Genomic DNA, 14,721 nt, shown 5'->3' on the forward strand with positions numbered 1-14,721 from the left:
ACCTGGTACGGCCGGGGGTCGGAGATCCAAGGAGACACCATGCCTCGCCCCGCGAAGGGTGCCCGCCTCGGTGGCGGTCCCTCCCACGAGCGTCTGCTGCTGGCCGGTCTGGCCCGCGAGCTCTTCCAGTACGGCCGGATCACCACCACCGAGGCCAAGGCTCGCCGCCTGCGCCCGGTGGCGGAGAAGCTGATCACCAAGGCCAAGAAGGGTGACATCCACAACCGCCGTGAGGTCCGCAAGACCATCACCGACGTGGCAGTGCTGCACACCCTCTTCACCGAGATCGGTCCTCGCTACGAGAACCGTCCCGGTGGCTACACCCGGATCACCAAGATCGGCCCCCGTCGTGGCGACAACGCCCCGATGGCCGTCATCGAGCTGGTCGAGGCCCTGACCGTGGCCCAGTCCGCCGTCGGCGAGGCCGAGGCCGCGACCAAGCGCTCCGTCAAGGAGACCGAGGCTGCCGCCCCGGTCGACGCCGCGCCGGCTGACGCCGCCCCGGTCGAGGATGCCGCTCCGGTCGACTCCGTCGAGGAGACCGAGGAGGCCTGACCGCCTCCGCAGCGGGCCCGCCTTCCCTTCGGGGAGGGCGGGCCCGTTCTCGTACCGCGAACTTTCGGGGCTGTGATGACTGAGTGTGTGGAAGAGCGGGAGTCCCGGCGCGAGGGTGCCGCCGAGGGGTTCGTCCGGGTGCGGCTGGACCTGTCGTACGACGGGACGGACTTCTCCGGCTGGGCCAAGCAGAAGAGCGGGCGGCGGACCGTCCAGGGCGAGCTGGAGGATGCGATCCGGGTGGTGCTGCGGCAGCCCGAGGTCTTCCCGCTGACGGTGGCCGGACGGACCGACGCGGGGGTGCACGCACGCGGGCAGGTGGCCCATGTCGACCTGCCCGGGGACATCTGGGCGGCGGAGGGCGAGAAGCTGCGCCGCAGGCTCGCCGGGCGGCTGCCGGGCGACATCCGGGTGTGGCGGGTGGCCGAGGCCCCGGCGGGCTTCGATGCCCGCTTCTCGGCGGTGTGGCGCCGCTACGCCTACCGGATCTGCGACCACCCGGCCGGGGTGGACCCGCTGCGGCGGGCGCACGTGCTCTGGCACGACCGGCCGCTGGACGTGGACGCGATGAACGAGGCGGCCCGGCTGCTGGTGGGCGAGCACGACTTCGCGGCCTACTGCAAGAAGCGTGAGGGCGCGACCACCATCAGGGAGCTGCTGGACTTCTCCTGGGAGCGGCTGCCGGGCGACGCGCTGCTCGGCCCCCGGCTGCCTGGGCTGGTGGTCGGCACGGTCCGGGCCGACGCCTTCTGCCACAACATGGTGCGGGCGCTGGTCGGCGCGATGCTGCTGGTCGGCGGCGGGCAGCGGCCGGTCGGGTTCCCGGGCGAGGTGCTCTCCGCCGGAGTCCGGAACTCGGCGGTGAGCGTGGTGCGTCCGTACGGGCTGACGCTGGAGGAGGTCGGCTATCCGGCGGACCAGGACCTGGCGGCGCGCAGTCGGGCGGCCCGGAACCTGCGGGTGCTCACGCGGGGGTAGGGCGGTTCCGTGCTGCGGCATGTGCGTGGCTGGTCGCGCGCGCAGTCAATCAAGCAGAGCCCCGCGCCCCTAGGGTGCTGCAGGTGAACCGCCGTGGGTATGTTGCACTCTCCAGGGGCGCGGGGAACTGCGCGACCAGCCGGCTACGGCCCGCAGACGGAGTAACCAGGTCGGCACCGGCTACTTCTTCGCCGCTGCCTCCTCCTTGGCGCGTGTGAACAGGTTCTCGTAGACCATACGGCCCATGTCCTGGCCGGCGGCCAGGGCGGAGGTGTCCGCCGCCGGGACCGGCTTGCCGTCGGTGTATCCCGCCACGGTGAAGTAGGCGTAGCGGCCGTAGGCGTTGACGGTCATCCGGCAGGCGACGTCGTGGCAGAAGGCCGGGAGCGAGCCGCCGGACAGCGGCTCCAGGTTGCCCGCGGTGTACTGCGCCTTGACCGCGGCCGCCTGGGCGGCGCTGTCGAAGACTCCGACGCCGATGCTCACCGCGGTCGTCCCGACCGAGTAGCTGGCCCGGAACAGCTTCAGGCAGCCGTTCTTGGCGAGCACCGCGGCGAGGTTCGGGGTGACCGCGGGGACGCAGGTGGAGGTCGTTGTCAGTGCCTGCGTGTAGGAATGGCTGTTGACGGTGACGCTCTTGCCGGGGAAGAGCGTCACCGCACTCAGCGGTGCGGTGTCGGTGGCCGCCGCGGAGAGCAGCCGGACCGGGTCGAGGGTGGATGGCGTCGGCGCGGCGCTGGTGGCTGCCGCTGTGGCCGATGGTGCGTCAGTCGGCGTCTGCTGCACCGGAATCGCGGGCGCGGTGGTGGCGGGGGACGAAGGCGAAGCGGCGGCCCGGGCGGTCGACTGCTTGGCCGGGTGCATGGTGAGCAGGGCGGCGCCGGTGCCCGCCAGGCCCAGCAGGGCCACCAGCGCGGCGCTCAGCCAGAGACGGCGACGCTTGCTGGCGGAGGCGGCCTCCTGCCTGTCCAGTATGGCCTGGAACTGCTCGCGCTCGGGTTCCGCGGCCTGCTTGGGTTCGGGGGCCGGCAGGGTGGGCGCCCCGGGGCGGATACGGAACTGGTTCTCCGTCAGGGTCTCGGCGACGGGGTTGCCCGGTCCGTACTGGGTCGGGATGCGTCCAGCGGTGTCCGCTCCCCGGCGGGGGAGCGGCTTGGCATTGTCCGGCGCGGGCCCATTGCTCATGGGCCGCGAGCATAACGGGATTCCCGGATTCCGGGACATCCCGCAGGTCGGAGGGGTCCATCCGTTGGAGTGAACCTGACGAACGAGCGCGCCTTTCTGCGCGCTGCGCGCCGGAGGTGCGTCTATTCTCGCGCGGGTCGTGGGGGCGCGGGGGCCGAGAGAACTGATGGAGCAACACCTTGTTGAGCATGCTGCGCCGCAACGCCCTGGCCGCGACCCTGCTGGGCTGCCTGCTGTGGGCGCCGAGCGCCATGACCGGCGCAACGGCGGCCCAGCCGCCGGCGCCGCGCTACCACGCGTATGTGGCCCTGGGGGACTCCTTCCAGGCCGACAGCGCGATCCTGCCGGGCATCACCGACGCCTTTGTGCCGCTCGGCTGCGCCCAGGTGTCGTACGACTACCCGCACCAGGTCGCGGCGGCGCTCGGGGTGGCCGACTTCAAGGACGCGACCTGCGGCGGGGCCGTGAGCGGCAGTATGACGGGGCCTCAGCCGGTGCTCGGGGGAATCAATGCGCCGCAGTTCTCACGACTGGGCCGGGGCACCGATCTGGTGACCGTCGGGATCGGCGGGAACGACCTCGACCTGGTCGGCATGATCGGGCGCTGCCTGGCCCTGCTGCCGCTGCCCACCGTCACCTGCCCGCACGATCCGCTCGCCGAGCGGATCGCCGCCGAGCAGCAGGTGGTCGCGGGCGTCCTGGCCGGAATCCACCAGCGGGCCCCGCGGGCCAGGGTGCTGCTGGTGAACTACCTCGCGGTGTTCCCGGAGCGCGGTTGCTGGCCGTACGTGCCGATCAGCGGCCAGGACATGCCGTATCTGCACCGGGTGCTGCTCTCCGTGGACGCGATGCTGGCCAGGGCCGCCGCCGCGGATCCGAAGGGGACGGAGCTGGCCGACACCTACACCCCCTCGCTCGGGCACGACGTCTGCCAGAGCCCGACCGTGCGCTGGACCGAGGGCCTGTTGCCGCTGTCGCTGAACACTCCGGGCATCGCCGTCCCGTTCCACCCCAACCACGCGGGGGCCGATGGCCAGGCGCAGGCCGTGCTGGCGCAGCTACGGGCCGGGTCGCCGGTGCGCTGAACGGAAACCCATTTGGGCCCGGCGTCCGCGCGGCAGAGAATTGCCCAGGTTCTCCCAGCGGGTTCGGTTCGGCGCAGGCGAGCCACCGGCGGGTTTCGCAGGGGTACGGGGCGTCGCGCCCCGGAAAATTGGAGCGGACCATGGGACATGTCGAGATTTCACACCTGGAGTACTACCTGCCGGACGGGCGGGTGCTGTTCGACGACGTGTCCTTCCGGGTGGGGGAGGGCGCGGCGGTCGCCCTGGTCGGGGCGAACGGCGCCGGCAAGACCACCCTGCTGCGGATGGTCGCCGGTGACCTGCAGCCGCACGGCGGATCGGTGACGATCAGCGGCGGCCTGGGCGTGATGCGCCAGTTCGTCGGGACCACCGGTCGCAGCGGCGAGGCCGGTTCCGACGACGCGAGGGCGGCGGAGGAGGACGGCGGCCACGCACTGCCGCCGGACGCCTCGGTGCGCGATCTGCTGGTGTCGGTGGCCCCGCCGAGGATCCGTACCGGCGCCAGGGCGGTGGACGCGGCCGAGCTGGCGATGATGGCGCAGGACGACGAGAAGGCGCAGCTCGCCTACGCCCAGGCGCTCTCCGACTGGGCGGACGTCGGCGGCTACGAGTACGAGACCGTCTGGGACGTCTGCACGACCGCCGCCCTGGGTGTGCCGTACGACCGGGCCCAGTGGCGCGGCCTGAACACCCTCTCCGGCGGCGAGCAGAAGCGGCTGGTGCTGGAGGCGCTGCTGCGCGGCCCCGACGAGGTGCTGCTGCTGGACGAGCCGGACAACTATCTGGACGTCCCCGGCAAGCGCTGGCTGGAGGAGCAGATCAAGGCCACCTCCAAGACGGTGCTGTTCATCTCGCACGACCGCGAGCTGCTCGCGTCCAGCGCCGAGAAGATCGTCAGCGTGGAGACCGGCGTCGGCGGCAGCGAGGTCTGGGTGCACGGCGGCGGCTTCGCCACCTTCCACGCCGCTCGCGAGGAGCGCTTCGCCCGCTTCGACGAACTGCTCCGCCGCTGGGACGAGAAGCACGACCAGTTGAAGAAGCTGGTGCTGGACATGCGCGACTACGCGGCCCGCAGTCCGAAGATGGCCTCGCGCTATGCGGCCTCGGTCACCCGGCTGAAGAAGTTCGAGGAGATCGGTCCGCCGCCGGAGCCGCCGCGCAAGCAGAACATCGCCATGCGGCTGCGCGGCGGAAGGACCGGGGTGCGCTCGCTGACCTGCGAGCGGCTGGAGCTCACCGGCCTGATGAAACCGTTCGACCTGGAGGTCTTCTACGGCGAGCGGGTCGCGGTGCTGGGCTCCAACGGCTCCGGCAAGTCGCACTTCCTGCGGCTGCTCGCCGGCGAGCAGGTCGCCCACACCGGCAGCTGGAAGCTCGGCGCCAGGGTGGTGCCCGGCCACTTCGCGCAGACCCATGCCCACCCCGAGCTCTTCGGGCGGACCACCAGGGAGATCCTGGAGTCCGAGCACGCGATGGACCGCAAGGCGGCGATGAGCGTGCTGCGCCGCTATGAGTTGCATCACCAGGAGGAGATCCGGTTCCAGGACCTCTCCGGCGGGCAGCAGGCCCGGCTGATGATCCTGCGGCTGGAGCTCTCCGGGGCCACCGCGCTGCTGCTGGACGAGCCCACCGACAACCTGGACCTGGACAGCGCGGAGGCGCTCCAGGAGGGGTTGGAGAGCTTCGAGGGAACGGTGGTCGCGGTGACCCACGACCGCTGGTTCGCGCGGAGCTTCGACCGGTACGTGGTCTTCGGCTCGGACGGTCGCGTCTATGAGGCTCCTGAGCCGGTCTGGGACGAGAGCCGGGTGACACGGGACCGATGACCTTGATAGAGGACGTAGACTGAACGACGGCTTGCGGGGTACCGCGGTTCCGGACGGGCGATTTTGACCCGTACGGCTCCGTCCCGGTATCCTGCGAGTTCGTTGTGCGTATTGGCTCGCTCCATCTCACGTGAGAGGTCGGTACGCCGGTCCACCGGGCCGATAAGCAGCGACGCGCCCATCCGATTGCGTCCGGGGAAGTGCGTCTCGGCTGCTTCCGATCGTCCGGGTGGTCCTGTCAGGACACACTCACTGAAAAGCGAAGGCTACGACCGTGCGTACGTACAGCCCCAAGCCCGGCGACGTCCAGCGTCAGTGGCTCGTTATCGACGCCCAAGACGTCGTTCTCGGCCGCCTGGCCTCTCAGGCCGCGAACCTCCTCCGGGGTAAGCACAAGCCGGTGTACGCGCCGCACGTTGACATGGGTGACTTCGTCATCATCATCAACGCGGACAAGGTGCACCTGTCCGGGAACAAGAAGACCCAGAAGCTGGCCTACCGCCACTCCGGTTACCCGGGTGGCCTGCGCTCCGTGCGCTACGACGACCTCCTGGAGAAGAACCCGGAGAAGGCCGTCGAGAAGGCCATCAAGGGCATGATCCCCAAGAACTCCCTGGGCCGTCAGATGCTCTCCAAGCTGAAGGTCTACTCGGGCGACCAGCACCCGCACGCTGCCCAGCGTCCGGTGCCGTTCGAGATCACCCAGGTCGCGCAGTAACACCGGCCACACCCCGAAAACAGAAACGCAGCTGAGGAGAACCGTGGCCGAGACCACTGCCGAGACCCCGCTCGAGGTCGACGAGACCTTCGAGGTTGAGGTCGAGGAGCCCACCGAGTACACCACCGAGTCCCTTGTCGGCCGCTTCGCCGAGGCCGTCCCGGCCGCCGGCCTGGGCCGTCGCAAGGAGGCGATCGCCCGCGTGCGCATCGTCCCCGGCACCGGTGTCTGGAAGATCAACGGTCGCACCCTGGAGGAGTACCTCCCCAACAAGGTGCACCAGCAGATCGTGAACGAGCCCTTCAAGCTCCTTGAGCTGGACGGCCGTTACGACATCATCGCCCGCATCAACGGCGGCGGCATCTCGGGTCAGGCCTACGCCCTGCGCCTGGGCGTCGCCCGCGCGCTGAACGAGGTCGACGTCGACGCGAACCGCCCGGCCCTGAAGAAGGCCGGCTTCCTGACCCGTGACCCGCGCGCCGTCGAGCGCAAGAAGGCCGGTCTGAAGAAGGCCCGCAAGGCGCCGCAGTACAGCAAGCGCTAAGCCTCCCCGCCTCGCCGCGTTTTGCTCCCCCACACCCTGGAGCCTGCGGCCGAAGCTGGACTGTCACGCCCCGGGAGCACACCATGTGCTCCCGGGGCGTGCTGCGTTGATGGACTGCGTTGATGGACTTCGAACCTGGTTGACTGAGCCGCGGAGGATGAAGCAGTGGGACGACTGTTTGGCACGGACGGCGTGCGCGGACTTGCGAACGTGGACCTCACCGCCGAGCTGGCGCTGGGCCTTTCCGTAGCCGCGGCGCACGTGTTGGGGGACGCCGGCGCGTTCGAGGGACACCGTCCGGTCGCCGTGGTCGGCCGTGACCCGCGTGCCTCGGGGGAGTTCCTGGAGGCCGCCGTGATCGCCGGCCTGGCCAGCTCCGGGGTGGACGTGCTGAAGGTCGGCGTGCTGCCGACACCCGCCGTGGCCTACCTCACCGACCTGCTGGACGCCGACCTGGGCGTGATGCTGTCGGCCAGCCACAACCCGATGCCGGACAACGGCATCAAGTTCCTGGCGCGCGGCGGGCAGAAGATCGACGACGCGGTCGAGGACGCCATAGAGGCCGAGTACGAGCGCTTCGAGGGCCACGACTGGACCCGCCCCACCGGCGAGGCCGTGGGCAGGGTCCGCAGCCACGAGGAGGGCTTCGAGCAGTACCTGCAGCATCTGCTCTCGGTGCTGCCCAACCGTCTGGACGGCCTGAAGGTCGTCATCGACGGTGCGCACGGCGCGGCGGCGAAGGTCTCCCCGGAGGCGTTCCGCCGGGCCGGGGCCGAGGTGGTGCACACCATCGGGGACGACCCGACCGGGCTCAACATCAACGACGGGATCGGCTCCACCCACCTCGCGCCGCTGCGGGCGGCGGTGGTCGAGCACGGGGCCGACCTCGGCATCGCGCACGACGGCGACGCCGACCGCTGCCTCGCGGTGGACGCCGAGGGCAACGAGATCGACGGCGACCAGATCCTCGCGGTGCTGGCCTGCGCGATGCGGGAGGCCGGGACGCTGACCAAGAACACCGTGGTGGCCACGGTGATGTCCAACCTCGGCTTCAAGCTGGCCATGGAGCGGGAGGGGATCGACCTGATCCAGACCGCGGTGGGCGACCGCTATGTGCTGGAGTCGATGAAGCAGCACGGGTACAACCTGGGCGGCGAGCAGTCCGGTCACGTGATCTTCCTGGACCACGCGACGACCGGGGACGGGACGCTCACCGGGTTGATGCTGGCGGCCCGGGTCGCCGCGACCAAGCAGTCGCTGGCGGAGCTGGCGGGGGTGATGACCTGCCTGCCGCAGGTGCTGATCAACGTCAAGGGCGTGGACAAGGGACGGGCGTCCACCGACGAGACCCTGCGCAGGGCGGTGGCCGCGGCCGAGGCCGAGCTCGGCTCCACGGGGCGGGTGCTGCTGCGGCCTTCGGGGACGGAGCCGTTGGTGCGGGTGATGGTCGAGGCTGCGGACATTGAGCAGGTTCATGCCGTTGCGGAGCGGTTGGCCGAGGTCGTGCGGACGGCTCTACCGCTGTAGATGGTCCTCGCGCAGTTCCCCGCGCCCCTACAGGGGCGCGGGGAACTGCGCGAACGGCAACCGTCCGCGACGGTCACAGTTTCCGCAAGCGAACCCGTTGCACCTTGTGGTCTGCGCCCTTCCGCAGGATCAAGCTGGCGCGGCCCCTTGTGGGGGCGACGTTCTCGACCAGGTTGGGGCGGTTGATGGTGCGCCAGAGCTGGCGGGCATAGTCGATGGCCTCGTCCTCGGGGACCTCCGCGTAGCGGCGGAAGTAGGAGGTGGGGTCCTGGAACGCGGTCTCCCGGAGCTTGCGGAACCGTTCCAGGTACCACCGCTCGATGTCGTCCACGCGGGCGTCCACGTAGATCGAGAAGTCGAAGAAGTCCGCGACCGCCACCCGGGTCCGGCCGTCCAGGCCGGGCAGCGCGGGCTGGAGGACGTTGAGGCCCTCGACGATGAGGATGTCGGGGCGGTGCACCGTCAGCCGCTCGCCCTCGACGATGTCGTAGACCAGGTGCGAGTAGACCGGCGCGGTGACCTCCTCCTTGCCCGACTTCACGTCGGCGACGAAGCGGGTCAGCGCCCTGCGGTCGTAGGACTCGGGGAAGCCCTTGCGGGCCATCAGCCCGCGGCTGCGCAGCTCGGAGTTGGGGAGCAGGAAGCCGTCGGTGGTGACCAGCTCGACCCGGGGGTGCTCGGGCCAGCGGGCCAGCATCGCCTGGAGCAGCCGGGCCGTCGTGGACTTGCCGACGGCGACGCTGCCGGCGACGCCGATGACGAACGGGGTGCCCGGCTGGGTGTGGGTGTGCTCGTTGCTGTCCAGGAAGTTGTTGAGCGCGCCGCGCAGCCGTCCGGTCGCGGTGACGTACAGGTTGAGCAGGCGCGACAGCGGGAGGTAGACGTCCTTGACCTCCTGGAGGTCGATGACGTCGCCGAGACCCCGCACGCGCTCCACCTCGGCTGCGGTCAGCGGCAGGGGCGTGCGCTCATGGAGCGCGCTCCACTCCGACCGTGCGAGGTCGACAAAGGGGGACGCGTCAGCGCGGCGTTGGGCTTCGAGCGTTGTCGGCACCCGTCCATTGTCGGTGCGGGTGGGGTTCATGTGCGTGTCAGCGGCCTGTCAGCCGGGAGAGATTCGTCTCAGCCGTTTGTCAGTGCCCGGGTGCATCGTCGGTCCTGACGACAGACGGTACGACGACGGGGGAGACCCGATGACTTACGCGTTCCAGGCCGAGGGCCTGGTGAAGACCTTCAAGGAAACCCGGGCACTGGACGGGGTGGACCTCGCGGCCCGCACCGGGACGGTGCTCGGGCTGCTCGGGCCCAACGGGTCCGGCAAGACCACCACGGTGCGGGTGCTGGCGACGCTGCTGCGTCCCGACGCGGGCCGGGCGCTGGTCGGCGGGCTCGACGTGGTGCGGCAGGCGCCGGCCGTGCGGGCGCAGATCGGGCTCACCGGGCAGTACGCCGCGGTGGACGAGATGCTCACCGGGTTCGAGAACCTGCTGATGATCGGCCGCCTGCTGGGACTGTCCCGGCCGGATGCCAGGAAGCGCGCGGCGGAGCTGCTGGAGCGCTTCGCGCTCACCGAGGCGGGGGGCAGGGCGGCCGGGACGTTCTCCGGCGGGATGCGGCGGCGGCTCGACCTCGCGGCCTCGCTGGTGGGGCGTCCCCAGGTGCTGTTCCTGGACGAGCCCACCACCGGACTCGACCCGCACAGCCGCAATGAGCTCTGGGACATCGTCCGCGGGCTGGTGAGCGAGGGCGTCACCGTCCTGCTGACCACGCAGTACCTGGAGGAGGCGGACCAGCTGGCCGACGAGATCGTGGTGATCGACAAGGGCCGGGTGATCGCCGGGGGCACTCCGGACGCGCTGAAGGCCCAGGTCGGCGGGCAGGTCCTGGAGCTGCGGCCGCAGCGCGCCGAGCAGCTGGAGCTGGTCTACGGGGTGGTCGCCTCGCTCGCCGGGTCCGGGACCGAGATGACCCCCAACGGTCTGGTCAGCGCCCCGGTCCGGGACGTCGCGCTGATGCCGGCCGTGGTCGCGCGGCTGGAACAGGCCGGACTGGTCGTCAGCGAGCTGTCGCTTCGCGGCTCCAGCCTGGACGAGGTGTTCCTCACCCTGACCGGCCACCGCGCCGCGGTGACCGACAAGACCGAGAACGAGCCCGAGAACGAGGCCGAATCCGAGGCCGCCACCCTGAAGGCAGGAGTCTGACCATGGCCACCGCAACGCTCACCGCACCCCCCGCCCCGGCGGGCCGGGTCGGCCTCCTCGCCGGTCTGCAGCACACCGCCACGCTGACCTGGCGCAATCTGGTGCAGATCAAGCACAACCCGATGGAACTGATGGACCTCAGCGTCCAGCCGGTCATGTTCCTGCTGCTGTTCACCTATGTGTTCGGCGGCCAGATGTCCGGGTCCACCCATGCCTACCTGCAGTTCGCGCTGGCCGGGATCATGGTCCAGAACGGGCTGTTCGCAACGCTGACCACCGCGGTCGGGTTGAACAGCGACATCCAGAAGGGCGTCTTCGACCGGCTCCGCAGCCTGCCGATCGCCCGGTCCGCGCCACTGGCCGGGCGGGTGGCGGCCGACCTGGGCAAGCAGGTCTGGTCGATGGCGCTGATGCTGGGTCTCGGCCTGGCGCTCGGCTTCCGGCCGGCCGGGGTGGCCGGGGTGCTCGGCGCGATGGCGCTGATGGTGGTCTTCGCGCTGGCCATGTCCTGGATGATGGTGCTGGTCGGGATGGTCGCCGAGAACGCGGAGAAGGTCCAGATGCTGGGCTTCGTGGTGATGTTCCCGTTGACCTTCTCCTCCAGCGCCTTCGTCAGCGTCTCCTCGATGCCGGGTTGGCTGCAGGCCTGGGTGAAGATCAATCCGGTCACCTCGCTGGTGGACGCCATGCGGGCGCTGCTGGACGGCGGTCCGGTGCAGGGTCCCGTGGTGCACACCCTGCTGTGGGCGGCGGCCATCGCCGTGGTGTTCTTCCCGCTGGCGCTGCGCGCCTACCAGCGGCGCAGCTGAACCTGCGGACCCCTGGTCACTGCCCGGCTCGGCGCTCGCGCTGGGGACCGAGCAACGAGCCTTCGACGGCCACCCCGAACCAGGAGAACAGCTCCTGGTCCGGGATGGCCCGTCCGCGTGCGTAGGCCCGGGCGTACGCCTCCTCGCCCAGCTCGGCCAAGGCCTGCTGGGAGATCCGGGCGAGGTCCGGCGAGGAGAGGTCCGGCACACCCCGCCGGGTGTGCGCCGCGCCCAGCAGCTCCGCCGCCCGGACGGCGTCGCCGCGTTGCAGGGCCAGATCGGCCCAGCCGTGCAGGGTGAAGGCCACCACCGGGCCGTCGTAGAAGTGCAGGACGGCTGCGGAGGCGGTACGCAGATGCTCCTCGGCGACGGCGAACGCGCTGTCGGCGATCTCGACCTGGGCCAGCGCCGTGTGCAGCAGCATGGTCATCTGCGGGACGGTCCGGGGCCGGGAGCCGACCATGGCGACGACCTTGGCCATGGTCGCACGGGCCGCTTCGGGGCGACCGAGACTCCGGTAGGCCTCGGCCAGGGTCATCTGCGTCATCAGCACGCCCGACCAGGAACTGTCCCGCAGGGAGGTCTCGGCCTCCGCCTCCATGGCGGCCAGCACCTGCGGGTCCAACGGCTTTCCCACCCGCCGGGCCGTGAGCAGGTGGGCCCGGTAGTCGGCGGAGTCGGCGCTGACGCCCATCCGCTCCTCCAGGCTGATGGCCAGCTCCCACAGCCGCACGGCCTCCGCGCCGTCGCCGCGCCACTGGGCCAGCTCGGCGCGGCCGGCGCTGGCGAAGGACTGCCCCCACAGGTCGCCGACGGCCTCGAAGCGCTCGGTGGCCTCCCGGAGGTGCTCCTCGGCCTGCTCCGGGCGGCCCTCGTTCTGCCGGGCATAGCCCATGAAGAGGTGCGCGGTGGCCCGGACCCAGGGGTCCGGCGCCCCGAACAGCGGCTCGGCGATGCCGGCGACGGCCCAGTCCTGGTGGCTGAACATCGCGTCCATGATGTCCATCATCGGCAGCAGCGGATGGGCGAAGGGGTCGCCCAGTTCGGTGCGCAGGTCCATGGCTGTGTGCATCAGGCTGAGCGCCGGCTCGGGCTCCCAGTTGGTGTCCAGGCTGTAGAGCGCGGTGATGCCGTGGGCGACCGTGCGCGGCAGCAGCGGGACGCCGTCGGCGGGCAGTTCCAGCGCGGCGTGCACCAACGGCAGGCTCTCGCCGCGCTCGCCGCGCCGCCACAGGTACCAGCCGATCCCGGCGACCAGGCGCACCGCGGTGGCGGCGTCGCGCTGCTCCACTGCCCAGCGCAGTGCCGAGATCAGGTTCTCGTGCTCGGCCAGGAAGCGGGCCAGCCAGCGGATCTGCCCGGGACCGTAGAGCTCGGGCTCGCCGGTCTCGGCGAGCGCGGTGAAGTGCGCCGCGTGCGCGGTGCGGGTCGCGGCTGCCGCGCCGTCGTCCTCGGCGAGCCGCTCGGCCGCGTAGACCTTGATCGTCTCCAGCAGTCGGTAGCGGCCCGAGGAAGCGTGCACCACCAGTGACTTGTCGACCAGTGAGGCGAGCGCGTCCAAGACCTGACCCGAGCTCAGCTCGTCCGAGGCGCAGACCTGTTCGACGGTCTCCAGCTCGGCGCCGCCGGAGAAGACGGACATCCGGGCCAGCAGCGAGCGCTCGGGCTTCTCCAGCAGGTCCCAGCTCCAGTCCACCACCGCCCGCAGGGTGCGGTGCCGCGGCAGCGCGGTCCGGCTTCCCCCGGTGAGCAGCTGGAAGCGTCGGGCCAGCCGCTCGGAGATCTGCGCGGGGGAGAGGCTGCGGATCCGGGCGGCGGCGAGTTCCAGGGCGAGCGGCTGTCCGTCCAGGGCCCGGCAGATGGCGAGGACCGGCGGCAGGTCGGCGGTGGTCGGCCGGAAGCCGGGGCGGACCGCCGCGGCGCGCTCCTGGAACAGCCGTACGGCGGGGAAGGCGAGGGCCTGGTCCACCGTCAGGTCCTGGTCCTGATGCGGGTCGGCGGGGAATCCCAGCGGCAGCACCGGGTACTGCTGCTCGCCGGTGATGCCCAGCGGCTCCCGGCTGGTGGCGAGGATGCGCAGGCCCGGACAGCCGGCCAGCAGCCGTGCGGAGAGGTCGGCGGCGGCCGTGACCAGGTGCTCGCAGTTGTCCAGGACGATCAGCAGTTCGCGCACTCCGAGCGAGTCGACGATCCGGTCCACCGTCTCGCCCAGCGGATGGGCCCGCGCGCTGGGCCGCTGGGTGCCGGAGGACTCGCGCAGCTGCAGCGCGGTGAGCAGGGCGGACGGGAGGTCGCCGGGGTTGGCGACCGGGGCGAGTTCCACCAGCCGGACCGGGGCCTGGTGCCGGGCGGCGACTTCGAGGGAGAGCCTGGTCTTGCCGGCCCCGCCGGGACCGGTGAGGGTGACCAACCGGGTGTGGAGCAGGGCGTCGGCGACGGCTGCGAGGTCGCTCTCGCGGCCGAGGAAACTGGTGAGCTGAGCGGGGAGCCGTGGGGCGGCCCTGACCGGCGTGGGAGTCGGGTCGGCGGCGGCGAGGACCGCCTGGTGGGCGGCCCTGAGCAGCGGCGACGGGTCGGCCCCCAGCTCGTCGGCGAGCAGCGCGCGGCCCTGCTCGTAGACGGTGAGGGCGTCGGCGCTGCGGCCGGCCTGGTGCAGGGCGCGCATCAGCAGGGCGCGGGGCCGGTCCCGCAGCGGTGCCGCGGCGCTGAGGGCGTCCAGCTCGGCGACGACCTCCGGGCCCCTGCCCTCGGCGATGCGGGCCTCGAAGAGGTCCTCGCGGGCGTTGGCCCGCAGCGACTCCAGCCGGGCGGCGATGTCGTCGAAGCCGGGGACGTCGGCGAGCGCGGGGCCGCGCCACAGGTCGAGGGCGGCGGCCAGCTGCTCGGCGGACGCGTGCTCGGTGGACGCATTCGCCCTGAGCAGCTGTTCGAAGCGGAGCGCGTCCACCTGCGCGGGGTCCAGGGCCAGCCGGTAGCCCTGCGGGGCCGCGACCACCAGTTCGCGGCCGAGGACCGCGCGCAGCCGGGAGACCAGGGCCTGCAGGGCGTTGGCCGGGTTGGCCGGGGCGGCGCCGTCGGGCCAGAGCGCCTCGGTCAGCGCGGCCGCGGACACGGACCGCCCCGCCTCCAGCGCCAATGCGGTCAGCAGGACGCGCACCCGGGCGCCGACGACCTCGACGGGATCACCGGCCGGGTCGGTGACCTGGAAGGGTCCGAGCAGCTGTATCCGCACCAGCCCATTGTCCAGGCAATCCGGCGGGGCTGGGGCACGATGGGGTGACCCTGCCACCGGG

12 protein-coding genes are annotated in these 14,721 nt (G+C 71.5%); 9 read left to right on the forward strand and 3 right to left on the reverse strand.

Features of this window, described 5'->3' with window-relative positions:
* The first annotated feature begins 39 nt into the window (after positions 1 to 39).
* Together rplQ and truA are read left to right on the forward strand one after the other, a co-directional pair.
* Entirely contained in the window at positions 40 to 555 is a 516-nt protein-coding gene (rplQ, locus tag ABH941_RS12370) for a 50S ribosomal protein L17 (RefSeq protein WP_370128955.1), read from the forward strand.
* 75 nt (positions 556 to 630) lie between these two features.
* Positions 631 to 1,533: a tRNA pseudouridine(38-40) synthase TruA gene (gene truA / locus ABH941_RS12375; protein WP_370128956.1), complete on the forward strand. Its 903-nt coding sequence runs from the start codon at positions 631 to 633 to the stop codon at positions 1,531 to 1,533.
* Between the two features lie 180 nt (positions 1,534 to 1,713).
* On the opposite strand, the gene ABH941_RS12380 is transcribed toward truA, so the two are convergent.
* Positions 1,714 to 2,718 carry a hypothetical protein gene (locus ABH941_RS12380; protein ID WP_370128958.1) on the reverse strand — a complete coding sequence of 335 codons (1,005 nt, stop codon included), beginning with the start codon at positions 2,716 to 2,718 and terminating at the stop codon, positions 1,714 to 1,716.
* Positions 2,719 to 2,906: 188 nt separating this feature from the next.
* On the opposite strand from ABH941_RS12380, the gene ABH941_RS12385 reads away from it, so the two are divergent.
* From ABH941_RS12385 to glmM, 5 genes are all read left to right on the forward strand, one after another.
* Positions 2,907 to 3,803, forward strand: a complete 897-nt coding sequence (locus tag ABH941_RS12385; protein ID WP_370129060.1) for an SGNH/GDSL hydrolase family protein — start codon at positions 2,907 to 2,909, stop codon at positions 3,801 to 3,803.
* A gap of 140 nt (positions 3,804 to 3,943) precedes the next feature.
* Positions 3,944 to 5,629, forward strand: a complete 1,686-nt coding sequence (locus tag ABH941_RS12390) for an ABC-F family ATP-binding cassette domain-containing protein (RefSeq protein WP_370128960.1) — start codon at positions 3,944 to 3,946, stop codon at positions 5,627 to 5,629.
* A 274-nt stretch (positions 5,630 to 5,903) separates the two neighbouring features.
* Positions 5,904 to 6,347: a 50S ribosomal protein L13 gene (gene rplM, locus ABH941_RS12395; RefSeq protein ID WP_030251521.1), complete on the forward strand. Its 444-nt coding sequence runs from the start codon at positions 5,904 to 5,906 to the stop codon at positions 6,345 to 6,347.
* 43 nt (positions 6,348 to 6,390) lie between these two features.
* Positions 6,391 to 6,891, forward strand: a complete 501-nt coding sequence (gene rpsI / locus ABH941_RS12400) for a 30S ribosomal protein S9 (RefSeq protein ID WP_030251518.1) — start codon at positions 6,391 to 6,393, stop codon at positions 6,889 to 6,891.
* A gap of 165 nt (positions 6,892 to 7,056) precedes the next feature.
* On the forward strand, positions 7,057 to 8,418 hold the full coding sequence (gene glmM / locus ABH941_RS12405; protein WP_134003968.1) for a phosphoglucosamine mutase: 1,362 nt from the start codon (positions 7,057 to 7,059) through the stop codon (positions 8,416 to 8,418).
* Between the two features lie 73 nt (positions 8,419 to 8,491).
* On the opposite strand, the gene coaA is transcribed toward glmM, so the two are convergent.
* Complete coding sequence (gene coaA / locus ABH941_RS12410) at positions 8,492 to 9,472, reverse strand: type I pantothenate kinase (protein WP_370128961.1); 981 nt, start codon at positions 9,470 to 9,472, stop codon at positions 8,492 to 8,494.
* 139 nt (positions 9,473 to 9,611) lie between these two features.
* On the opposite strand from coaA, the gene ABH941_RS12415 reads away from it, so the two are divergent.
* The gene (locus tag ABH941_RS12415) at positions 9,612 to 10,619 is read left to right on the forward strand and encodes an ATP-binding cassette domain-containing protein (protein WP_370128963.1); all 1,008 of its coding nucleotides are present in this window, start codon (positions 9,612 to 9,614) and stop codon (positions 10,617 to 10,619) included.
* A 2-nt stretch (positions 10,620 to 10,621) separates the two neighbouring features.
* Positions 10,622 to 11,428 (forward strand): ABC transporter permease, encoded by an 807-nt coding sequence (locus ABH941_RS12420; protein ID WP_370128964.1) that lies wholly within the window; start codon positions 10,622 to 10,624, stop codon positions 11,426 to 11,428.
* Positions 11,429 to 11,444: 16 nt separating this feature from the next.
* On the opposite strand, the gene ABH941_RS12425 is transcribed toward ABH941_RS12420, so the two are convergent.
* Positions 11,445 to 14,660, reverse strand: a complete 3,216-nt coding sequence (locus ABH941_RS12425) for a BTAD domain-containing putative transcriptional regulator (protein ID WP_370128965.1) — start codon at positions 14,658 to 14,660, stop codon at positions 11,445 to 11,447.
* Positions 14,661 to 14,721 lie beyond the last annotated feature (61 nt).

It is taken from the genome of Streptacidiphilus sp. EB103A (assembly GCF_041261405.1).
Taxonomy (GTDB): domain Bacteria; phylum Actinomycetota; class Actinomycetes; order Streptomycetales; family Streptomycetaceae; genus Streptacidiphilus.

Bases quoted from the DNA above. Each gene is read 5' to 3' on its own strand.
- ABH941_RS12385 (WP_370129060.1), top strand. From the start codon at position 2,907: ATGCTGCGCCGCAACGCCCTGGCCGCGACCCTGCTGGGCTGCCTGCTG.
- ABH941_RS12415 (WP_370128963.1), top strand. From the start codon at position 9,612: ATGACTTACGCGTTCCAGGCCGAGGGCCTGGTGAAGACCTTCAAGGAA.
- truA (WP_370128956.1), top strand. From the start codon at position 631: ATGACTGAGTGTGTGGAAGAGCGGGAGTCCCGGCGCGAGGGTGCCGCC.
- ABH941_RS12380 (WP_370128958.1), bottom strand. From the start codon at position 2,718: ATGAGCAATGGGCCCGCGCCGGACAATGCCAAGCCGCTCCCCCGCCGG.
- rplQ (WP_370128955.1), top strand. From the start codon at position 40: ATGCCTCGCCCCGCGAAGGGTGCCCGCCTCGGTGGCGGTCCCTCCCAC.
- ABH941_RS12390 (WP_370128960.1), top strand. From the start codon at position 3,944: ATGGGACATGTCGAGATTTCACACCTGGAGTACTACCTGCCGGACGGG.
- ABH941_RS12420 (WP_370128964.1), top strand. From the start codon at position 10,622: ATGGCCACCGCAACGCTCACCGCACCCCCCGCCCCGGCGGGCCGGGTC.